This is a genomic window from Ectothiorhodospira lacustris (assembly GCF_022227785.1).
GTDB classification, from domain to species: Bacteria; Pseudomonadota; Gammaproteobacteria; order Ectothiorhodospirales; family Ectothiorhodospiraceae; genus Ectothiorhodospira; species Ectothiorhodospira lacustris.
This window is the reverse complement of record NZ_JAJNQM010000006.1, coordinates 13,438-36,203: the sequence shown is the minus strand read 5'-3', so window position 1 is coordinate 36,203 and position 22,766 is coordinate 13,438. Positions and strand designations below refer to the sequence as shown.

Sequence of the window (22,766 nt, the reverse complement as noted above, 5' to 3'; positions counted from 1 at the left end):
CACACGAAAGGAGCTGACGACATGAGTGCCGGTGAGGACGAAAACCTACCGACTCAAGAAAATGGTCAACTTGAGCCGTTCTTCATCACCGAAGACGTTGAAGCCGAGCTTGTCGCCACAGGCTATGAGTTTGAGCCACCAAACCATGTGCAGACGACAGGCACCGCCTGCCTGAGCCAGACTACCGGCTCTTCGACGCAGTAGCCTGAGATCGAACCACGCCATCCAACTGTCAAGGAATCCTTGTCAGTTGGATCTGAGCATTCCGAGGGCAGTAGTCAAGGAATCCTTGAGGACTCAAATGGCCACCAGCGAAGCGCGGCTGACTGTACTGAAAAGCAGGCGGAATCAGTACAGTAGCGGTACACTCACCCGTTCTGGCCATCTTCGCAAAAGTACGCTAACCTACTGTAACGTAAATACTTTTAGCTTATCTGACTTACGGTAGATTACCCCTGATTTTACTGGGCTTGCAGCGTTGCGTGCAAACTCATAATCCCTTGGTCGTCGGTTCGAGTCCGACCGGGCCCACCAATCAAATCAGACACTTAGGCAATCACCCCCGCCTCCCCTGATCGTCGGATTGATCCTGCGAACTCACCACGGAACCTCAGCGGGACAATCCGGGCTGCTGGGTCGACATCCATGCCCACGCAATAAGCCTGCTGCTATGCAAGCCCCCATCCGCGCCCCCCGCGCAAACCACATGCCTCGGCGTCGGAAACGGAGGTAATGCGACCAGTGCCCGGAATTCCCGGGCTACCACACCCCCAAGGGCGCCCCCCAATCATGCACTGCCCCGCCGTCACGCCCGCGAAGGCGGGAGCCCAGTCCGGGGCGTGCCAGCCCGTGGCTGGATTCCCGCTTTCGCGGGAATGACCTGGATCACGGCATGCCGACGCGCCCTGGATGCACGACATCCCGGCGAGACCGGGATAAAGTACATCCCGATGAGACCTGTACAAAGAACATCCCGACGATTTTCGGGGCATTTTTTTGTCCCAGATCGTGGACACTCCGAACAAGACCCGCCGATACTGCTAAGCTAGATTGTGGTTTTCTGCAGGGTCGGCATTGATCGCGTCTGCACACGATACATCTGCAGACGGGTTCAGGGGGAGAACAGGCCTGTCGGCCCGTGCGCAAGCTGACGACAACCCACAAGGGAGCAAACATGAGCACTGCCTATCCGACTATTGGCGTGGCCTCCGGGCTACCGCGTTATTCTTATCTGCTGCGACTGCTGCACTGGGTGATCGCCGTCCTCCTCATCATCGCCCTGATCGGCGGCATAACCCTGGGAACACTGGGTTATGAACGTCTCGTGGAACTGGTCGGGACGGAAATGGCCGGCTACGCCTACATGGGACACAAGACCCTGGGGATCACCATCCTCGGCCTGATGGTCCTGCGCCTGCTGGTGCGGGTGAGCCAGGGCACCCCCGAATATGCCATCGACCTGTCCCGCACCCAGCATTTCTTTGCCGGTCTGGTGCATTTCCTGCTGTACGTGCTGGTCATTGCCATGCCCATCATCGGCTGGCTGGCCACCGCTGCCGCCGGCAACCCGGTGAATTTCGGTACCTATGAACTGCCGGGCTTCATCGGCCAGGATCCGGAACTCTCCAAGACCCTGTTCCAGGCCCACACCGTGGTCGCCCTGTGCATCATCACGCTGATCGTGATCCATGTGGCAGCAGCCATCTACCACGCCCGCGTGCGTCGGGACTGGGTAACCACCCGCATCAGCCTGTTCAACTGATCTCAGGCTTAAAGGCCGTCTTACAGGAAAAAAAGAGCCGGGCAATGCCCGGCTCTTTTTTTCACCAATGTTGCGCCACCGCCCCTGCCCTAAGACAGAACCTGCGACAGCTGAGGCTTTTCCACCCAGGGCATGCCACCCCGGTTGAGGGCTTCGATGACCAGGACGGCCGCTTCGGCCACCTGATCGGCCAACCCCTTGATACCCAGTTCCACTTCCCGACAACCGCTTTCCGACGACGGCAGACTGGACATGCGAATCTCAGGAAACCGTGCCAGTACCGCTTCCATCACCGGCACCAGGTCACTTTCGGGGGTATCGCTGACAAGGAGCAGGCGCTCGACGACGGGGACCCGGGAAAAGAGGTGGTTGTAATAGGTATCCAGCACCCACTCCACCATGGGCCAGGCCATGTTGGGGAAGCCGGGGACGCAGTGATGATGCCGCATGCTGAAACCCGGGATCTGATTCACCGGATTGGGGATGAGCGCACACCCAACGGGTAGCTCCGCCATCCGGATTCGATGTGGATAGGCCTGTTCGCCGAAACGCCCTTCCAGAATGGTCACGGCCTCGGGATGCAGCCCGAGTTCTACATCAGCGGCCTGAGCGAAGCATTGCCGGGTACGGTCATCAGGTGTTGCGCCGATGCCGCCGAAACTGAAGATCAGCGCCTGAGAATCCAGCGTCTGACGAAAACTCTCGCCCAGCAGAGCGGGGTCATCCCCCACGAAACGGACGAAGGACAGCTCCAGCCCTCGCCGGGCCAGCACGGAGATGAGAAAGTCCATGTGTTTGTCCCGCCGCTTGCCGGACAAAAGTTCATCCCCGATGATCAAGCCACCGATCTGCATTCAGTTCACATCCCTCGGCTCTTCATGCTTCAGTTCTTCGCCCCCATGGCCAGCGCCCGGGCACGAATCAGCTCACCCGCCTCGCGCTGCGCCTCGCGATCATAGTTCTCGTCCGCCTCGGGCCAGCCCTGCACGTGACGGCAGATCAGATCAGCCAGGGCATCCGTGTGGTCCTGACGGGTATTGAGCGAGGGGATATAGCTGAACTGCTCACCACCCGCCTCAATGAAGGCCTCGCGGCTCTCGTCGGCGATCTCTTCCAGGGTCTCCAGGCAGTCGGCGGCAAAGCCGGGGCAGACCACATCCAGGGATTTCACCCCCTGCCCGGGCAGACCGACGATGGTCTCCAGGGTATAGGGCGTCAGCCACTGGGCCTTGCCGAAACGGGACTGGAAGGACACCAGCCAGCGATCCTCCGACAGCCCCAGACGCTCAGCCACCAGGCGGGCCGTGGTCTGACAGTAGCAATGGTAGGGGTCGCCCTGGTCCAGATAGTCGCGGGGAATGCCGTGGAAGGAGAACAGCAGGCGCTCGCCCCGGCCATGGGTCGCCCAGTGCTCGCGGATACCGGCGGCCACCGCGTCGATGTAGGCGTCGTCGTCGTGATACCCCATGACGAAGCGGGTCTCGGGCACCCAGCGCCATTCACTCAGGGCGCGGGTGACGGCATCGAAGGTGGAGCCGGTGGTGGAGGCCGCATACTGGGGATACAGGGGCAGCACCAGGATGCGGCGGGCGCCGGCGCGACGCAGCTCTTCCAGACCGGAACGGATGGAGGGATTGCCATAGCGCATGGCCACCGCCACCTTGACCGGTCCGTAGAGCCGTTCGGCGATCCGCTGGGCCACCGCCCGGCCCTGGGCCTTGGTGATGGTGAGCAGCGGTGAGCCGTCCTCGCCCCAGATGCGGGCGTATTTGGCCGCGCTCCGGCGGGGCCGGGTATTGAGAATCAGGCCGTTGAGCAGCAGCCACCATACGGGGCGCGGCACCTCCACCACCCGGGAATCCCAGAGGAATTCCTTGAGATAGCGCCTCAACGCCTGCGGCGTGGGCGCATCGGGCGTCCCCAGGTTGGTGATCAGCACCCCCAGGCTATGAAGACTCCCATGTCGGTAATTCGGCTCGCCAATATAGGTCATGGCTTGTTCTGCTTTATGGTTTGACGACAACCCTCGGGTGGCGTGATCGCTCTCCACGGAGATCGAATCACCCTCCCCCCGCAACGCGGGACCGCGAAGGCCAAGTGTACCCCTCCCTACTTCAAGAGCCATCTGGACCGCTCCCCCCAGGACACAAGGCGCGACTGTAAACCGGCAGGCAAGTATGCACCAGCTCCGGAGTACGGCCGCGCAGACGGACAGCCTGCCCCCTCAAGGCAGACCGAAGGAAACCAGTTCCCGGGCAGGGGCACGCCACCGATGATGCCTGATGGACGACGCACTACTGCCGAAGACGCAGTCGCAGGGGACTGGTTCTTGGAAAATGAGCCTGCAGAAACTCCATCTGATCCGCCAGCACGCGGCGTCCTTGAAGATAGATGTATTCCGCATGGGTCGGCACGAAAGGCACCGCCAGCAACTGCATGCCGGCCTGCTCGGGTGTACGGCCGGCCTTGTGGTTGTTGCATCGCTTGCACGCGGTCACCACGTTGCACCATAGATCCTGCCCTCCCTGACTGATGGGGGTGACATGATCCCGCGACAGGTCGCGGTGATAGAAGTGATTGCCGCAGTAAAGACATAGATGAGCATCACGCTTGAACAAGGCCGCATTGTTGAGTGGCGGCGAATAGGCCTGCTTGACGGCCTTGTTGGTACCGTAGGTGGCGATGATGGAATTCACCATCACCAGGCTGCGCCGGCCGGTACGGGCATTGATGCCGCCGCGGATCCGATACAACAGGGAGCCGCAGGCGTAGGCCACCTGCCCAGCGTGGTAGAGCCGCACCGCCTGCTGATAGTCGATCCATTCCATCGGCATGCCCGATGCGTCAGTTCGCAGTACCTGCTGACCGAACTCGTACACCCCTTTACCCTCGGGAGGTTATACCGGCACCGCCCGACTCTGCCGCAAACGGACCCAGAAAGCAATTATCAAGCCGTTGATTCGTTGACCTGAGTCCCCTTGTTCGGCAGCGCCCGACACGATTTTTCGTACCCGGATGACACCATGACCGACATTGGATGTTCAAAGGGCGGATAAATTCCGCTACCATGCCCTGTTTTTGGGCATCCCCCCTTGGGACGGTGCCCGACTGGTTCGCATCCACCCAAACAACCGTTGCAGTCCTCATCGTCAGGATCGGTCGTCATCCGGCCATTACCCCTGCACGGGCAGACGGAGTCAAGCCATGCCGATCAAGATAGCCGTACCCAAAGAGACCGCCCAGGGCGAGCGGCGCGTCGCACTGGACCCCACAGTCGCCGCGCGCTTCACCAAGCTGGGCCTTGAAGTGGTGATTCAGAAGGGTGCCGGGCAAAACGCTCAGTTTCCCGATGACGCCTACGCGGACACCCGCGTGGTGGACGATGCCAAGGCCCTGATGTCGGAAGCCGACATCGTCGTCAAGGTGGCGCCGCCCACCCAGGAAGAAGTGAACATGATGAAGGATGGGGCCACCCTCATCGGCTTCTTCCATGCCCACAAGAACACGGACGTGGTCAAGGCGATGCAGAAGAAGAAGATCACCAGCTTCGCCATGGAACTCATCCCCCGCATCTCCCGTGCCCAGAGCATGGATGCCCTGTCCTCCCAGGCCGCCGTGGCCGGGTACAAGGCCGCCATCATGGGCTCGGATCTGTCCTGCCGTTTCTTCCCCATGCTCACCACCGCGGCCGGCACCATCCGTCCGTCCAAGGTGCTGGTGATCGGTGCCGGTGTGGCCGGCCTGCAGGCCATTGCCACCGCTCGCCGGCTGGGCGCCATCGTCGAGGCCTATGACGTGCGCTCCGCCACCAAGGAGCAGGTGGAATCCCTCGGCGCCAAATTCCTGGACTTGGGCGTGAAGGCGGAAGGGGAAGGCGGCTATGCCCGCGAACTGACCGACGAGGAAAAGGCGAAGCAGCAGGAGGCCCTGGCCAAGTTCATCAGCCAGTGTGACGTGCTGATCACCACCGCCGCCATTCCCGGCCGCCCCTCCCCCATGCTGATTCCCCAGAAGATGGTGGACGGCATGAAGCCCGGCGCGGTCATCATCGACCTGGCCGCCGAAGGCGGCGGCAACTGCGAGTTGACCAAGCCCGGCAAGACCGTCACCAAGGGCAACGTGACCATTCACGGCCCCCTGAACGTGCCCAGTCAGGTGCCGCTGCACGCCAGCGAAATGTACGCCAAGAACCTGCTCAACTTCTTGTCCCCCATGCTCGCCGACGGCAAGCTGAACCTGGACTGGAACGACGAGATCATTGCCAAGAGCTGTCTGACCCACGACGGTGAGATCAAGCACGACGCAACCCGCAGCCTTGTGGAAGGAGATCAAAAGTGATCGAGGGTTTTGTTGCACTCTACATCTTCATGCTCGCCGCCTTTACCGGCTACGAGGTCATTTCCAAGGTGCCGGTGATCCTGCACACGCCACTGATGTCCGGTTCCAACTTCATCCACGGCATCGTGCTGGTGGGTACCATGGTGGCCCTGGGCCATGCCGAAACCACTGCCCAGATGTGGGTGGGTTTCATTGCCGTGATCCTGGCCGCCGGTAACGCCGTGGGTGGTTACGTGGTGACCGAGCGCATGCTCGAGATGTTCAAGTCCAGCAAGGGGGCCAAGTAAATGGGTTTCATCATCAACGTAGCCTACTTTGCGGCGGCGGTGCTGTTCATCGTCGGCCTCAAGCAGATGGCCTCGCCAGTCACCGCTCGTCGCGGGATCGTCTGGGCCGGCTGGGGCATGGTCATCGCCACGCTGGTCACCTTCCTGCACCCTGAAGTACGGGGCTTCATCAACTACCTGCTGATCATCCTGGGTATCGGTATCGGCGGTGGTCTGGCCTGGTACACCGGCAAACGCGTCGCCATGACCGACATGCCGCAGATGATCGCCCTGTACAACGGCATGGGCGGCGGCGCGGCCGCCGGTATCGGCATCGTGGCTCTGATGGGTTCCTACGAACTGAGCTGGGCCATCCAGTTCATCGCGGTGGTGGGTGTGATCATCGGCGCCGTGGCCTTCTCCGGCTCCCTGATCGCCTTTGCCAAGCTGCAGGGCCTGATCACCAAGTCCCTGCGCTTTGACATGCAGCAGAAGATCAACCTGGGCGTGCTCGGCGCCACCGTGCTGCTGGGCATCATCATCAGCTTCAGCGGTGCCCAGGTGAACGGTGCCCTGCTGACCGTGTTCCTGCTGCTGGCCCTGGCCTTCGGCATCCTCATGACCCTGCCCATCGGCGGCGCGGACATGCCGGTGGTGATCTCCCTGTACAACGCCCTCACCGGTCTGGCCGTGGGCCTGAAGGGTCTGGTGCTGGACAATGCCGCGCTGATGATTGCCGGTATCGTGGTGGGTGCCGCCGGTACCCTGCTGACCCAGCTGATGGCCAAGGCCATGAACCGTCCCATCTCCAACGTGCTGTTCAGCCACTTCGGCGAAACCGGCGGTGGTGATCAGTCCGAAGTGACCGGCACCATGAAGGAGATCGAGGCCTCCGACGCCGGTGTGATGATGGCGTTTGCCGACAAGGTGATCATCGTCCCCGGTTACGGCATGGCCGTGGCCCAGGCCCAGCACAAGATCTGGGAACTGACCCAGTTGCTGCAGGAGCGGGGCGTGACGGTGAAGTTCGCCATTCACCCGGTGGCGGGCCGCATGCCCGGCCACATGAACGTGCTGCTGGCCGAGGCCGGTGTGCCCTACGACATCATCTACGACCTGGATGAAATCAACAGCGAGTTCAAGACCGCCGACGTGGCCATCGTCATCGGTGCCAACGACGTGGTGAACCCGGTGGCCCGCTCCAACCCGGAAAGCCCGATCTACGGCATGCCGATCCTGAATGCGGACCAGGCCAAGAACGTCATCGTCATCAAGCGTGGCAAGGGTGCCGGCTTCTCCGGCGTGGAGAACCACCTGTTCTTCGCCGACAACACCCGCATGCTGTACGGCGACGGCCAGAAGGCCGCCAGCGCACTGATCTCCGGCATCAAGGAAATCGGTTAATCCTGCTCCCACGAAGGACCGTGACAAGGCCCGGCGTCATCGCCGGGCTTTTTTCGTTTTACCCCCCCTCACCCCAATCCCTCTCCCGCAAGGGGAGAGGGGCTTTATCCTCGGATGGATGTGGCATCATTCGCCACCATGCCCCAGTCCTCTGCGCCCACCATCCTCCGTGTCGCCGTCCCCACCCCCGTGCATGGGTGTTTCGACTACCTGCCCGCTCCCGATGAAGCCGGCCTGTCCGCCATCGGCGCCCGCGTGCGGGTGCCCTTCGGACGACGCCAGGTGGTGGGCCTGGTCATCGGTCACAGCCGGGAGTCCGACATACCGTCTCACCGGCTGCGCCCCATCAAGGCCACCCTGGATGCCGCGCCGCTCTTGGATGCTCCGCTGCTGAACCTGCTCACCTGGGCCGCCGACTACTATCAGCATCCCCTGGGCGAGGTGATGGCCGCCGCCCTGCCCTTGAGCCTGCGCCAGGGCAAGCCCGCCGAGGCCCGGGGCATCGAGTATGGTATCCCGACCGAGACCGGACGTCGCACCGACCCGGCCACCCTCACCCGCGCACCCCGCCAGGCGGCCTTGCTGCACCTGTTGCAGGACGCTCCCGAGGGCCTGAACCTGGAACGGCTCAGGGAACACCAGGACACCGATCCTCGCCAGTCCCTCAAGGCGCTGGTGGACAAGGGATTGGCAGAGATCCGCAGCCGCCCCTGCCTGAGCCCGCCGGAGACGTCCATGGCACCGGCGCCTGAACTCAATGCCGCCCAGCAACAGGCGGTGGATACCATCGCTGCAACCCTGGGCCGGTTCACCTGCCATCTGCTGGAGGGTGTCACCGGCAGCGGCAAGACCGAGGTCTATCTGCAGGTGATCCGGCAGGTGCTGGCGAGCGGACGCCAGTGCCTGGTACTGGTGCCCGAGATCGCTCTCACCCCTCAACTGCTGGCCCGTTTCCGGGACCGTCTGGATGTCCCCATTGCGGTGCTCCACTCCGGCCTGAGCGACGGCGAGCGTCACTGCGCCTGGCTCTCGGCCCGTAGCGGCGAGGCCGGTGTCATCATCGGCACCCGCTCGGCGGTCTTCGTGCCCTGGGCACGCCCGGGTCTCATCATCGTCGACGAGGAACATGATCCCTCCCTGAAGCAACAGGACGGCTTCCGCTATCACGCCCGGGACCTGGCGGTGATGCGCGCCCATCGGGAACAGGTGCCGGTGGTACTGGGGTCGGCCACCCCGGCCCTGGAGAGCCTGGCCAACGTGGAGCGCGGGCAGTACCGGCACCTGTCCCTGCCCGGCCGGGCCGGTGGCGCCTCGGCGCCGCGCCTGAAGCTGCTGGACGTGCGCAGCCAGTTCATGGATGAAGGCCTGTCCGTCCCCTTGCTGGACCGCATGCAGCAACACCTGGAAGACGATGGTCAGGTGCTGCTGTTCCTCAACCGACGCGGCTATGCCCCGGCCCTGATCTGCCACGAATGCGGCTGGGTGGCCGACTGCCATCGCTGCGACGCCCGCATGACCTGGCATGCCGGTGCCCGTCGCCTGCGCTGCCATCACTGCGGCCATGAAAGCGGCGTGCCCGGCCAATGCCCGGACTGCAGCCGCCCCCTGGCCGGCCGGGGCCAGGGGACCGAACGGGTGGAACAGGCCCTGCGCCGACATTTTCCTGCTTACCCCGTGGTGCGCATCGACCGGGACAGCACCCGACGCAAGGGGTCTCTGGAAACAGTACTGGAGGGGGTGCGCAGTGGCCGGCACCGGATCCTGGTGGGGACACAGATGCTGGCCAAGGGCCATGATTTTCCCAACGTGACCCTGGCGGCCATCCTGGAGGCGGATCAGGGGCTGTTCAGTGCCGACTTCCGGGCAGTGGAGCGGCTGGCCCAGACCATCGTCCAGGTGGCCGGACGGGCCGGGCGCGGAACCCGACCCGGCGAAGTGTTGATTCAGACCCATCACCCGGAACATCCGCTGCTGTTGACCCTGCTGGGCGCCGGCTACGGGGCCTTTGCACGGGCGGCACTGGCGGAGCGCCGGGAGGCCCGGCTACCCCCCTATGCGGCGCTGGCGCTGCTCAGGGCGGAAGCCACGGCGGCCGAAGCGCCCCAGGTGTTTCTGGAGACCGCCCGCCAAGCCCTGGAGTCGGGAACCCCCAAAGGGGTGCAGGCATGGGGGCCGGCCCCGGCCCCCATGGAGCGCAAGGCAGGTCGATATCGGGCGCATCTGCTGCTGCAGGCACAGCGGCGGCAGGATCTGCAGCGGGCCCTGGCGGGCTGGCTGCCCGGACTGGCCCGATTACCGGGGGCCAAAAAGGTCAGATGGTCCGTGGATGTGGATCCGGTGGATCTGCAATGAACGACCGCCCCTCCCCGTCATTCCGACCCATCATCCCGTCCCGCATCCCGGCAAGGGTATTCACCCCCCTTGCCATTCCCGATAGAATCTGCCCTCGTTCAGATGTTCCCCGCCGTTCGCTCTTCTTCGGATACCGAAACCTTGAAACCTCAATTACAGGCCCTGCTCGAACAATCCCTCCACACCCTGACCGGCAACGGCAGTCTGCCCGCCGAGATGAAGGTGGAGGTTCAATTGACGCGCACCCGGGACAAGGCCCACGGTGATTTTGCCACCAATCTGGCCCTGCAGCTGGCCAAGCCCCTGGGACGCAAGCCACGGGAGGTGGCGCAGCTGATCATCGACCACCTGCCCGAGTCGGACATCCTGGACAAGGTGGAGATCGCCGGTCCCGGCTTCATCAACCTGTTCATCAGCCGCGGCGCCCGCCTGACGGTAATCACCCAGGTACTGGAAGCCGGTGACGCCTACGGTCGCAGCCGGCTGGGTGCCGGCAAGAAGGTGCAGGTGGAATTCGTGTCCGCCAATCCCACCGGCCCCCTCCACGTGGGCCATGGCCGCGGCGCCGCCTACGGTGCGGCGGTGGCGGATCTGCTGGAGAGCGTGGGCTTTGATGTGCACCGGGAGTACTACGTCAACGATGCCGGCCGACAGATGGACATCCTCGGCACCAGCGTCTGGCTGCGTTACCTGGAGCGCTGTGGGGTGAAGTTCCACTTTCCCACCAACGCCTATCGCGGCGACTATGTCCGTGACATCGCCGACACCCTGTTCCAGGAACACGGCCAGGACTACGCCGTCACCACCGAGGCCCTGATGGACAGGCTGCCGCCGGACGAGCCGGATGGCGGCGACAAGGAAGCATACATCGATGCGGTCATCCACCGGGCCAAGGCGTTGCTTGGCGACAACCGCTACCGCTACGTCTTCGAACTGGGCCTGAACGTCATTCTGGATGATATCCGTGACGATCTGGCGGAATTCGGCGTCACCTACGAGACCTGGTATTCGGAGCGCTCCCTCACCGACAAGGGGGCCGTCAACAAGGCCCTGGAACAGCTGCGGGATAAGGGCGCCCTGTATGAAAAGGACGGCGCCCTGTGGTTCCGCTCCACCGAATACGGCGACGAGAAGGATCGGGTGGTCCAGCGAGACAACGGCCAGACCACCTATTTTGCCTCCGACATCGCCTATCACATGGACAAGTTCGACCGCGGCTATGATCGGGTCATCGATGTCTGGGGCGCCGATCACCACGGCTACGTGCCCCGGGTAAAGGCGGCGCTGCATGCCATGGGCCGGGACGATGCCCGTCTGGACGTGCTGCTGGTACAGTTCGCCATCCTCTACCGGGGCGGCGAGCGGGTGCAGATGTCCACCCGCTCCGGCAGCTTCGTCACCCTGCGGGAACTGCGCGAAGAAGTGGGCAACGATGCCGCCCGGTTCTTCTATGTCATGCGCCGCTGCGAACAGCACCTGGACTTCGACCTGGATCTGGCCAAGTCCCAATCCGCCGACAACCCGGTGTACTACATCCAGTATGCCCATGCCCGGGTATGCAGCGTGCTGCGGCAGATGCAGGCCAAGGGCCTGAGTCATGATCCGGTCAACGGCCACGCCCGCCTGGATCGTCTGACGGAGGATCATGAATCCGCCCTGCTCAGCAGCCTGGCCCACTATCCCGAGTTGGTGGAAGCGGCCGCCCTGGCGGAAGAACCCCACCAGGTGGCCAACTACCTGCGGGATCTGGCCAATGACTTCCACACCTACTACAACGCCCATCAGTTCCTGGTGGACGATGCCGACCTGCGCGATGCCCGCCTCAACCTGATCCTGGCCGTGCGCCAGGTACTGGCCAACGGTCTCACGCTGTTGGGCGTATCCGCGCCCGAGGAGATGTAATGGCCCGCAGCTCCCGGCGCCAGGCCAGCCGCCGCCGGCAGGCGGAAGAAAGAGCACCTCTGCCCGGCTGGGTCTGGGGCGCGGCCGGCCTGGCGGTGGGTCTGTTCGCTGCCGCGGTGGTCTATCTGCAGACCCAGCGCGACGCACCGACCACCACGACGACGGTGGCGGCGCCCCAGATCCAGCAACAGCCCTTGCAGCAGCCGCTGCAACAGCCTCGACCAGCAGCCCCGGCACCGGCCCAGAAGCCGGTGGAGGAGGCGCCTCGGCCCCGGTTCGATTTCTATACCCTGCTGCCGGAACTGGAAGTGGTGGTCCCGGAACCCCAGGTCCAGCCCCGCACCGCCCCCGGCGGTCCGCCGCCCCCACCGACCCCGGTGCAGCAGCCCGGTCGTTACCTGTTGCAGGCCGGCTCATTCCGGGCCCAGCAGGAGGCGGACCGCCTGCGGGCCAGCCTGGCCCTGATGGGGGTGGAGGCCCGTATCCAGCAGGTGTCTGTAAACGGCGATACCTGGCACCGGGTACAGGTAGGACCGTTCACGGATCTGGACAACCTGAACCGGATGCGTGAACGCCTGCACGCCAACCAGGTCCAGACCATCATGGTGCGGGTGCCCGACGCCTGAAGGCGTCAGCATCCCGCCCCCGAAATCGCATGCTCCATTCCAACCTCGATTTTCCCGATGACCTGCCCGTCAGTGCTCATAGAGACGAGATCGGCCGCCTGATCCAGACCCATCAGGTGGTGGTGATCTGCGGCGAGACCGGTTCGGGCAAGACCACCCAGCTGCCCAAGATCTGTCTGGCACTGGGCCGAGGGACCGACGGCCTCATCGGCCACACCCAGCCCCGGCGCATCGCCGCCCGCTCGGTAGCGAGCCGTATCGCCGAAGAACTGAAAAGCCCCCTGGGCGAGCAGGTGGGTTTCAAGGTGCGCTTCTCCGACCATGTCGGTCCCAGCACCCTGGTCAAGCTCATGACCGACGGCATCCTGCTGGCGGAACTGCGCTCGGACCCGCTGCTGAGCGCCTACGACACCCTCATCATCGACGAGGCCCACGAACGCAGCCTCAACATCGACTTCCTGCTGGGCTATCTCAAGCGCCTGCTGCCCCGGCGCCCCGACCTCAAGCTCATCATCACCTCCGCCACCCTGGACCCGGAACGCATCGCCCGCCACTTCACCGATGCCCCGATCTACGAAGTGCCCGGCCGCACCTACCCGGTGGAGATCCGCTACCGCCCGGTCACCGGCGAGGATGACGCCGACACCGAGCGGGACCTGAACGAGGCCCTGCTGGCGGCGGTGGATGAACTGGCCCAGGCCGGCCCCGGCGACATCCTGGTCTTCCTGCCCGGGGAGCGGGAGATCCGCGAGGCCGCCGAGGCCCTGCGCAAGCACCACCCCCGGCACACGGAGATCCTGCCCCTCTATGCCCGGCTGTCGGCGTCGGAACAGAATCGGGTCTTTGCCCCCCATACCGGCCGTCGGGTGGTGCTGGCCACCAACGTGGCCGAAACCGCCCTCACCGTGCCGGGCATCCGTTACGTGATCGACTCGGGGCTGGCCCGCATCGCCCGCTATGCCTGGCGCTCCCGCATCCAGCGCTTGTCCCTGGAGCCGGTGTCCCAGGCCTCCGCCAGCCAGCGGGCCGGCCGCTGCGGTCGCCTGGGACCGGGGATCTGCATCCGCCTCTACGGCGAAGAAGACTTCCAGCTTCGCCCGGCGTACACGGACCCGGAGATCCTGCGCACCAACCTGGCCTCGGTGATCCTGCAGATGGCCCACCTGAACCTGGGTGATCCGGAGGACTTCCCCTTCGTGGACCCACCGGACTCGCGCCTGATCCGGGACGGCTTCAAACTGCTGCAGATCCTGCAGGCAGTGGACGGCGCTCATCGCATCACCCAGACGGGCCGACAACTGGCCCGGTTGCCGGTGGACCCGACGCTGGGCGCCATGCTGCTGGCGGCAAGCCGGGAACAGGCCCTGGCGGAAGTGACCTTGATCGTAGCCTTTTTGGCCCTCCAGGACCCGAGGGAACGCCCCGCCGAGAAACGCCAGGCCGCCGACGAAGCCCACGCCCGATTTCGGGAGCCGGGTTCTGATTTTTTGGGTTACCTGAAGCTCTGGGCCGCCTGGCGGGAACAGTCCCGCCATCTGTCCAAGGCCAAGCTGCGGGCCTGGTGCCGGGAGCATTTTTTGTCCTTCATCCGCATGCGGGAATGGCAGGACCTGCACGGCCAACTGCGCCGGAGCCTGCGGGAAATGGACCTGAAGGAGAACCAGGAACCGGCCGAGCCGGCGGCCATCCACCGGTCCCTGCTCACCGGCCTGATGACCCAGATCGGGACCCGGACGGAGAAGAACGACTACCTGGGTGCCCGCAACCGGCGATTTCACATCCACCCCGCCTCCGGGCTGTTCAAGGGTGCCCCGGCCTGGGTCATGGCCGCCGAAATCGCCGAAACCACCCGGGTCTACGCCCGGGAATGTGCCGCCATCCGTCCGGAGTGGCTGGAATCGGTGGCGGGCCACCAGCTCAAGCACCATTACTACGAGCCGCACTTCGAACCCCGCCGGGGCACGGTAGCGGCCTGGGACCGGGTGACCCTGTTCGGTCTGATCGTCAATCCCAAGCGCAAGGTGAACTACGGTCGGGTAGACCCGGAAGATGCCCGTCGGGTGTTCATCCGCGAGGGTCTGGTGGCGGGTCGGCTGCGCAGCCGTGCCCCGGCCCTGGCCCACAATCAGGCCCTGACCCGGGAGATCGAGGATCTGGAGGCCCGCGGGCGGCGCCGGGACCTGCTGGCGGACGAACAGGTGCTCTACGATTTTTACGACAGCCGCCTGCCGGCCGAAGTCCATGACGGCGCGGGCTTTGAACGCTGGCGCAAGCAGGCGGAGCGGGGCAACCCGGCGATACTGCGCCTGGACCGGGACATCCTGCTGCAGCGACAGGCCCCGGACCTGAGCGGCGAGCGCTTCCCGGACGTGCTGGAGAGCGCGGGGCTGCGACTGCCCCTGAGCTACCGTTTCGAGCCGGGCCATGAGGCGGACGGGGTCACCCTCACCCTCCCCCTGGCCGCCCTCAATGCCCTGGACCCGACGCTGGGGGACTGGCTGGTGCCGGGTCTGCTGGAGGAAAAGCTCGCCGCCCTGATCAAGACCCTGCCCAAATCCCTGCGACGCCATTTCGTGCCGGCCCCGGAGTTTGCCCGGGCGGCCCTGGCCCGGCTGGGAGAACCTGAGGGCGAGCTGATCCCGGCCCTGACCCGGGTCCTGCGCCAGATCACCGGCACCGATGTCCCCCTCGACCAATGGCAGCCGGATCGCCTGGAACCCCATCTGCAACTGCGCTACCAGGTGGTGGATGCCCAGGGCAAGACCCTGGTAAGCGGCCGGGACCTGCAGGCCCTGAAGGACCAACTCTCCGGACGGGCGGTGGAGAGCTTCGAGGCCCACCGACCCGAGGACAGGGAACGGGAAGGTCTGACCGACTGGGATTTCGGCCCCTTGGCGGACTTCGTGGAGTTTCAACAACACGGCGCCACCCTGCGGGGCTATCCGGCCCTGGAGGACCGGGGCGACAGCGTGGCCCTGATCCTGGCGGACAGTCCCGCCCGGGCCAGACAGATCCATCGTGCCGGCCTGCGACGCCTGTTCATGCTGGGGGTGAGGGAGCCGGTGAAGTACCTGTACCGGAGCCTGCCGGACATCCAGCGCCTGTGCCTGCAGTACAACCCCGTGGATCGCTGCGAAGTCCTCAAGGATGACCTGGTGTTTGCGGCGGTGGAGCGGGTGTTCATGGCCGCGCCCTGGCCCGTGGACGCGGAAGGCTTTCAGCAACGCCTGGAGGCGGGCCGGGGCGAACTGGTAGCGACGGCCAATGCCCTGTGCGCCCTGACGGGCGAGATCCTGAGCGCCTATCAGCGCATCCGTGCCCGCCTCAAGGGCGCCCTGCCCCTGTCCTGGGTGGAGGCGGCAGGGGATATCCGGGACCAGCTGGATCATCTGGTCCATCCCCACTGCCTGCTGGAGACCCCGCCGGAGCGGCTGGCGCACTACCCCCGCTATCTGGCGGCCATCGAACGGCGCATGGAACGACTGGACCATGCCCCGGACAAGGACCGGCGCGCCCGGGTGGATGTGGAACCCCTGTGGGAGGACTGCAAGGCCCGCCGGGCGGCCGGACGCACCGGCGGCGAGTGGTCGCGCTACCGCTGGCTGATCGAGGAATTGCGGGTGTCCCTGTTTGCCCAGGAACTGGGGACGGTGGAGAAGGTGTCGGTGAAGCGGCTGGAGGACCTGCGCAAGAGCCTGGATCGGGCGTGATCTCCCCGGCCTGCCCCGGTGCGCGGCAAGCGCCCCAAGCTGGTGAGGGATTCAGCTTACGGCGGCCGCTGATGGCGTTCAGTACTTCTCCTTCCCGATCCAGGTGAGTTCGAGTTTTTGCTGATTGACCGTGATCAAATAATCCGGCTCAACTCAGTTGCGCAATGCGCCAGATGGAAGTGGCCTGATCAGCCATCCAGACCTGTCGCGCGGCGATGCGCTCGGGCGTCCATTCGGTGTTGTCCTTTGCCATTTTCTTGGTGATTTCAAAACCGCTTTGTTCATAGCTGGTATGCTTGGCTACGTATTCCGACGTTCCTGCATCACGGTTGGCACCGGATTGCATCAAGGTCATATTGCCTAATCGATAAACAAGATTATTGGCCTCCTCATTGCTGAAGCTACCCCAGCCATCCGGGGCGTTCTGAGGCAGGACATGTTCGATGTTGAAAGCGTCGCTGGTAAAGCTGTGATCCTGCCCAGACAGGTTTTTTTCCAGCGCGCACAGGATGAAACGCACCACGCGGTTGTTGCGTGAATCCGTGGTTCGGATTGACTTCTCGGCAAATGCGGTACGGAAATTTCTGTCTTCCACATAAATACCACGCATGGCCTGCAATACTGGACCCAGTTGATTCAATTCACCTTTAGCCAAGCGTTCGGCCACTGCATTGTAGGTGCGCTCCTGCTCGGCGGTGCTGTAAGCGCCAATGACGTTGTAGCGCAGAGAAATCACCATCGTAGCGCGCAACAGGCCGGTGAAATCGGCGGCGTCGAGGGCGCGCCGCCCTGCCAGAAGCAGCGAAAATGGTTGCCTCACGCGGAAGGTCTTAAGCACGCCGGCCAGCTGCTTGTCGTCCTGCGGCCACTCCGAGGCTTCCGGTGAGGACAGCGCAAGATAGGTATCAAGATCCGCTTCCATATTCCGTAGTAATTGGAAAACACTTTCCCGGTTTGCAACCTTGGCACGAATGGTCTTGAACAAATCGGCCTGTCGCGCAAAGTTGTGTCGGCTGTTCCAATGCACGCGCAGGAAATCCGGGAAATTCTCCGATTGCAAACGACCTACGATATTTTCCCAGCGCTCTTCCAGGCTGTGCAGCTCATGGTCGGATTCACCGCCACGGTCGAGTACGGAGAAAAGATAGTTCTTGAGAAGGTCGGTGGCTGAAAGGCGCACACCGCGGGCATTCAGCGTCTCGAATACCTTGTACGCATTGAGTTCATCGGTAACGGTGATGACGGTAAAAAACAAACGGTCGCTGATGTCTTCGATCAGTTGTGCCAGCCGCTTGCCTTCATCGCCCGTGCTAGCCTTCAAATAGACGGCGATCTGTTTGTCGAACCATTCGAACGCCTTGCGCAGTAGATGTTCCGACGCACGAAATCCGCGCTGGGGCAAATGCCCGAGCGGCACCAAATAAGTCTGGAAATAATTATTATTGTTGCGGTTGAGCGTGAGCTTGGGACGTGCGATAAGCGTGACGGGGTCGAGATAGCCGACATAGGTTTGCCGAATCTGATTCAGTCGCTGGGCATTTGCTTCAGCTTCGTTGCCTGAATCGATAAGCCGTTGGATATTCTTGAGCACCGCCAGCACGATGAGGCTGATGGTAGTGAGGCGCTGCTGGCCATCGATCACATCGAAAGACTTGTCATCGGCAGATTGCAGGACGAGGTAGCCCATGTAATGCGAGGCATCGCCATCGGCCTGCAACATGGCAAGGATATCCACCCACAAATCCTCCCATTCGTCGCTGGTCCAACTGTAGTCGCGCTGGAAGCGTGGAATGCGGTAAGTCAAACCATTGCCGATCAGTTTTCTGAAGGTGTTGTTCTCAGTCTTGAAGTTGGTAGCGGCCACGTCCGAATCCTCGATTCATTAAACCGGCAATCAAACAAGTATGATTGTTTTCCATTATAAATAAACAAAGCCGATGACTTGAAATTTTCAATCAAAGTCTTTCGATTGCCAGGTCAATAGCTTAACTTCCATTTGACGGTAAACAGCCTGCGCTCCTCGACCTGCCGTTGGAACTGCATTTCAATGCTGACTGACCAGTTAAAAAAACCATTCGGCTTGATCTTTCGCAGCCTGAATTGCCAAGTTTAGCCAATTCTACCAAGAGTTCGCTCCAACGAGGGATGGCGCGTTGGGGGTTAAACTCCGGAGAATACGGTGGCAGATAAAAGCCCCTCCGGCAGGGGGTTTTGATGCACCGCAGCTTTCTGGAGTAATCTCCTGACTTCCTGCATAGCGGACGCATAACGAGAGGCCACATGGACACACTGCTCATCATCAAGACCGGCACCAAGGTCGACTCTCTTCAGGACTTTCCCGGGGATTACGAAGACTGGATTGCCGACGGCATGGACTGGCCCCTGGCCCAGGCGAAGGTGGTGGATGTACCGGCGGGTGATCCCCTGCCGGCACCGGATGACATTACCGGCGTCGTCATTACCGGCTCCGGGGCCATGGTCACGGAAGCCGATCCCTGGATCCGGCAGACCGCCGACTGGCTGACGCAGGCGGTATCAGCCAGGGTGCCAACCCTGGGGATCTGCTTCGGCCACCAGATCCTGGCCCACGCCCTGGGCGGCCGGGTGGACTGGAATCCCCGGGGGATCGAGGTGGGCACGGTGGAGATCCGACTCCGCGCCGAGGCCGCCGAAGATCCCCTGTTCTCGGTGCTGCCGGGCCGGTTTTACGGCCAGGTCAGCCACAGCCAGTCGGTGCTCACACTGCCGCCCGGCGCCATGGCCCTGGGCGAAAGCGACATGGAGCCCCACCAAGGGTTCGTGGTGAACGGATGCGCGTGGGGGCTGCAGTTTCATCCGGAATTCGATGAACGCATCACCCCCCATTACGTCATGCATTACCGGGACCGGCTGGCGGAACAGGGACGGCAGATCGATGGCCTGCTGGCCAATGTCCGGCCGACCCCGGAGAGCAGCCGGGTGCTGCGGCGGTTCGGGGAGTGGCTCAGATCCAGCCGCTGACCGGTCACTCCGTCCGCTTGCGCCAACGCCAGAGCCCCTTCTCCAGTTCCACCACCAGCAGCACGAAGACCCCGTAGGCCAGGATCAGGCCCCAGTGCTGCAGGGACAGCGGCGCGCTCTGGAACAGCAGGTTCATGAGCGGCGTGTAGACGAACAGGAGTTGGGCCACCCACATCGCCCCGATCCCCCACCAGATCCAGGGATTGGAGAAGGGATGGGTGCGGAACACGCTGCGGGTGAGCGAGCGACAATTGAGCAGGAAGAAACTCTGCACCACCACGAACAGGCTCACTGCCAGAGTCCGGGCCTCTTCGATGCCGGCTCCCTGCGACAGTGACCACTGGAACAGGCCAAACGCCCCCAGCAGCAGCAGGGCACTGACCGAGAAGATCCGTCCGATGATCTCCCAGCTCAGGATCGGTGCATCGGGCAGGCGAGGTGCCCGGGTCATGATCCCCGGCTCCCGGGGTTCGAAGGCCAGCATCAGGCCCAGGAAGACTGCCGTGGTCATGTTCAGCCACAGGGCCTGCACCGGCAATACCGGCAGGGTCAGGCCCAGCAGGATGGCCACCATGATCACCAAGCCCTGCCCTAGGTTGGTGGGCAGGATCCAGGTAATGAACTTGATCAGGTTGTCGAAGACGTTGCGCCCTTCCTCCACCGCCGCCTCAATGGAACTGAAGTTGTCGTCCGCCAGCACCATGTCCGAGGCATCGCGGGAGACTTCGGTCCCGTTGATCCCCATGGCGATGCCGATATCGGCGCGCTTGAGGGCCGGTGCGTCATTGACGCCGTCGCCGGTCATGGCCACCACATGGCCCCGGGCCTGCAGTGCCTCCACCAGCCGCAGCTTCTGCTCCGGCGCCACCCGGGCAAAGACCGACACCTCCTCGGCGGCCTTGCTCAATTCATCCGGCTGCATCTCCGCCAGCTGGCGCCCCGTCAGTGCCCGTCGCTGATCCTTTTCTCCATCCCGAATGATGCCGATGCGCTCGGCAATGGCACGGGCGGTCAGGGCATGGTCACCGGTAATCATCTTCACCCGGATGCCGGCCTTGCGGCACAGCGCCACGGAATGGATCACCTCTTCCCGGGGCGGATCGATCATGGCCTGCAACCCCAGGAAGATCAGCCGATCCTCGGCCTTGCCCGGATCGGGGACATCCAGATTGCTCGCGTCCGTCTCACGCATGGCGAAGGCCAGCACCCGCAAGCCCTGAGCCGCCAACGCCTCCGCCTGTTCCTGCAGGCGTCCCTGATCCATCGGCACCCGCTCTCCTTCGGCGTTCATGGCCCGGTCGCAATGGGCGATCACCCGCTCCGCCGAGCCCTTCATGTAGACCCGATGGCCCTCATCGTGGCGATGGAGCGTGGCCATGTACTGGCGATCCGACTCGAAGGGAATGGCATCGACCCGATGCAGCCGGCGGCGCATGTCGTGACGGTCGAACCCCGCCTTGAGGGCGCTGGCGATCAGCGCCCCTTCGGTGGGGTCACCATGCACGGTCCAGCGCCCGTCCTGTTCCACCAGTTCACTGTCATTGCTCAAGAGGCCGGCCAGCAGGCAGTGATGAAGGGCCTGATGACGGGTGGCGGGGGCTTCCACCGGACTGCCGTCCTGCAGGATTCGACCGTCGGGATCATAGCCGCCGCCGGTGAGTTCAAACGCCGTATCACCGGCGATGATTCGCTGCACCGTCATCTGGTTCTCGGTCAAGGTGCCGGTCTTGTCGGAGCAGATCACGGTGGTGGACCCCAGGGTCTCCACCGCCGGCAACTTGCGGATGATGGCGTTGCGCAGGGCCATGCGGCGCACACCGATGGCCAGGGTGATGGTGACCACCGCCGGCAGACCCTCGGGGATGGCGGCCACCGCCAGGGCCACGGCGGCGATGAAGGTGTCCACCCAGTGCTGGCCATAGAGCAGGCCCACACCGAAGGTAATGCCCGCCAGCACCAGGATCACCCACAGCAGGATCCGGCTGAAGCCATTGATCTTGCGGGTGAGCGGAGTGTCCAGGCTGACGGCGTCATTGATCATGCCGGCGATCTTACCGGTCTCGGTGCGGTCACCGGTGCCGATGACCACGCCCCGGCCGGTGCCGTAGGTCACCAAGGTGCCGGCAAAGCCCATATTGGCACGGTCCGCCAGCACCGTATCCTGGACCAGTTTGCCGGGCTGCTTGTCCACCGGCACCGACTCGCCGGTGAGGGTGGACTCGTCGATCTGCAGGTCCCGGGAGGACAGGAGGCGCAGATCGGCGGGGACCTTGTCGCCGGAAGCCAGTAGGACGATGTCACCGGGCACCAGATCGACGGCGGCGATGGTGATGCGATTGCCGTCCCGGATGACGGCGGCGGATGAGGAGAGCATGCCCCGAAGGGCCTGGATGGCGTCCTCGGCCTTGGATTCCTGGACGAAACCGATGATGGCGTTGATGAGGACGACGCCGAAAATGACCGCGGAATCGATGTATTCGCCCAATGCCAGTGTCACGGCCGTGGCGATGAGCAGAATGTAGATCAGGGGATTGTGAAACTGCAGCAGCAGACGCTTGAACCAGGAGGTGGGGCTGGCGGCGGTCAGGGTGTTGGGGCCGTAGGTCTCCAGGCGCTCGCGGGCCTGCTGGTCAGTGAGGCCCTGCTGCTCATGGGTCTCCAGGGTTTCCAGCACCTCATCATGGTGGAGGTGGTGCCAGAGATCCTTGAGGTGCGTTTCCATGTGAACTCCCTGCTGGGTGACTGTGTGTTGGCGCCCCACGGGGCGGGGCAGTGCAACCCGACCTACCGGGGCGGGAGCAGCAGACCATCAAGGATACGCCGGATCATGGCGGGCGCATCCTTCAGAAGATCAAAGTATTCCGGTTCAAGCAACCAGGCGTAGAACAGGCCGGTGAAATAAAGTTCCAGCGTGAGCTGTCCCATTTCCGGCGTCACTCCGGGGCGCAGACGTCCCGACGCCTGGGCCGCCTGGAAGCACTCCAGCATGACTCGGGCCGCCCGACGGCGCCCCTCCAGTTCCGCATCCCGCCAGACCTGATTGTCCGCCTCCCGCTCCCGGCGGTGAAAGACGATGGTGTACACCCGCTGCACCTGCGGATCACCGGCCAATGTCTCCAACGCCGCAAGACAAAGCCGTTCGATGACCTCGACGGGATCCACGCCCGGCTCCTGGACGAACTCATCCCGCAGCCGCTCCAGCGGCAGTCGTACCCGGTCCAGCATGGCCCCATAGAGCGCCGCTTTGTCACGGAAATGCCAGTAGATAGCGCCCCGGGTCATGCCCGCCTCGCGGGCAATGGCCTCCAGGCTGGATTGGGATACGCCCTTTTCCAGGAACACTGTTTCCGCCGCGTCCAGCAGCAGGGCGCGGGTCTGTTCGGCTTCTTCTTTGGTTCGTCGCATG

Annotated in this window: 16 protein-coding genes; 10 read left to right on the top strand and 6 right to left on the bottom strand. The window is 63.7% G+C overall.

Annotated features, from left to right (window positions below; translation table 11 throughout):
• Positions 1–21 precede the first annotated feature (21 nt).
• Together LQ952_RS02340 and LQ952_RS02335 are read left to right on the top strand one after the other, a co-directional pair.
• On the top strand, positions 22–204 hold the full coding sequence (locus tag LQ952_RS02340) for a hypothetical protein (RefSeq protein ID WP_238621082.1): 183 nt from the start codon (positions 22–24) through the stop codon (positions 202–204).
• A gap of 970 nt (positions 205–1,174) precedes the next feature.
• Positions 1,175–1,762, top strand: a complete 588-nt coding sequence (locus tag LQ952_RS02335) for a cytochrome b (RefSeq protein ID WP_238621052.1) — start codon at positions 1,175–1,177, stop codon at positions 1,760–1,762.
• Positions 1,763–1,851: 89 nt separating this feature from the next.
• On the opposite strand, the gene LQ952_RS02330 is transcribed toward LQ952_RS02335, so the two are convergent.
• The 3 genes from LQ952_RS02330 to LQ952_RS02320 all read right to left on the bottom strand — a co-directional run bounded on the left by LQ952_RS02330 (position 1,852) and on the right by LQ952_RS02320 (position 4,596).
• The gene (locus LQ952_RS02330) at positions 1,852–2,616 is read right to left on the bottom strand and encodes a competence/damage-inducible protein A (protein WP_238621051.1); all 765 of its coding nucleotides are present in this window, start codon (positions 2,614–2,616) and stop codon (positions 1,852–1,854) included.
• 29 nt (positions 2,617–2,645) lie between these two features.
• Positions 2,646–3,755, bottom strand: coding sequence for a ferrochelatase (gene hemH / locus LQ952_RS02325; protein ID WP_238621050.1), 1,110 nt, complete (start codon positions 3,753–3,755; stop codon positions 2,646–2,648).
• A 301-nt stretch (positions 3,756–4,056) separates the two neighbouring features.
• The gene (locus tag LQ952_RS02320) at positions 4,057–4,596 is read right to left on the bottom strand and encodes an HNH endonuclease (RefSeq protein ID WP_238621080.1); all 540 of its coding nucleotides are present in this window, start codon (positions 4,594–4,596) and stop codon (positions 4,057–4,059) included.
• A gap of 370 nt (positions 4,597–4,966) precedes the next feature.
• Here LQ952_RS02320 and LQ952_RS02315 point away from each other — a divergent pair, with 370 nt between their 5' ends.
• The 7 genes from LQ952_RS02315 (at position 4,967) to hrpA (ending at position 16,360) form a co-directional block, all read left to right on the top strand.
• Positions 4,967–6,100 (top strand): Re/Si-specific NAD(P)(+) transhydrogenase subunit alpha, encoded by a 1,134-nt coding sequence (locus LQ952_RS02315; protein WP_238621049.1) that lies wholly within the window; start codon positions 4,967–4,969, stop codon positions 6,098–6,100.
• Between the two features lie 29 nt (positions 6,101–6,129).
• Entirely contained in the window at positions 6,130–6,387 is a 258-nt protein-coding gene (locus tag LQ952_RS02310; RefSeq protein ID WP_050814270.1) for an NAD(P) transhydrogenase subunit alpha part 2, read from the top strand.
• Positions 6,388–7,770 carry an NAD(P)(+) transhydrogenase (Re/Si-specific) subunit beta gene (locus tag LQ952_RS02305; RefSeq protein ID WP_238621048.1) on the top strand — a complete coding sequence of 461 codons (1,383 nt, stop codon included), beginning with the start codon at positions 6,388–6,390 and terminating at the stop codon, positions 7,768–7,770.
• Between the two features lie 114 nt (positions 7,771–7,884).
• Positions 7,885–10,122 carry a primosomal protein N' gene (locus LQ952_RS02300; protein WP_238621046.1) on the top strand — a complete coding sequence of 746 codons (2,238 nt, stop codon included), beginning with the start codon at positions 7,885–7,887 and terminating at the stop codon, positions 10,120–10,122.
• A gap of 141 nt (positions 10,123–10,263) precedes the next feature.
• The gene (gene argS / locus LQ952_RS02295; protein ID WP_238621044.1) at positions 10,264–12,024 is read left to right on the top strand and encodes an arginine--tRNA ligase; all 1,761 of its coding nucleotides are present in this window, start codon (positions 10,264–10,266) and stop codon (positions 12,022–12,024) included.
• Positions 12,024–12,650, top strand: coding sequence for an SPOR domain-containing protein (locus tag LQ952_RS02290; RefSeq protein WP_238621043.1), 627 nt, complete (start codon positions 12,024–12,026; stop codon positions 12,648–12,650). Before argS ends, LQ952_RS02290 begins: the two co-directional genes overlap by 1 nt.
• Positions 12,647–16,360, top strand: a complete 3,714-nt coding sequence (gene hrpA, locus LQ952_RS02285; RefSeq protein ID WP_274521937.1) for an ATP-dependent RNA helicase HrpA — start codon at positions 12,647–12,649, stop codon at positions 16,358–16,360. The genes LQ952_RS02290 and hrpA overlap by 4 nt, the downstream gene beginning before the upstream one ends.
• Positions 16,361–16,508: 148 nt before the next feature.
• Here the strand turns inward: hrpA and LQ952_RS02280 are convergent, their stop codons facing one another.
• Positions 16,509–18,224, bottom strand: a complete 1,716-nt coding sequence (locus LQ952_RS02280; protein ID WP_238621041.1) for a DUF262 domain-containing protein — start codon at positions 18,222–18,224, stop codon at positions 16,509–16,511.
• A 416-nt stretch (positions 18,225–18,640) separates the two neighbouring features.
• Here LQ952_RS02280 and LQ952_RS02275 point away from each other — a divergent pair, with 416 nt between their 5' ends.
• On the top strand, positions 18,641–19,360 hold the full coding sequence (locus LQ952_RS02275) for a glutamine amidotransferase (RefSeq protein ID WP_238621040.1): 720 nt from the start codon (positions 18,641–18,643) through the stop codon (positions 19,358–19,360).
• A 4-nt stretch (positions 19,361–19,364) separates the two neighbouring features.
• On the opposite strand, the gene LQ952_RS02270 is transcribed toward LQ952_RS02275, so the two are convergent.
• Both LQ952_RS02270 and LQ952_RS02265 read right to left on the bottom strand, forming a co-directional pair.
• Positions 19,365–22,082, bottom strand: a complete 2,718-nt coding sequence (locus LQ952_RS02270; protein ID WP_238621039.1) for a cation-transporting P-type ATPase — start codon at positions 22,080–22,082, stop codon at positions 19,365–19,367.
• A gap of 62 nt (positions 22,083–22,144) precedes the next feature.
• Entirely contained in the window at positions 22,145–22,765 is a 621-nt protein-coding gene (locus LQ952_RS02265; RefSeq protein WP_238621037.1) for a TetR family transcriptional regulator, read from the bottom strand.
• Position 22,766: the final 1 nt, after the last annotated feature.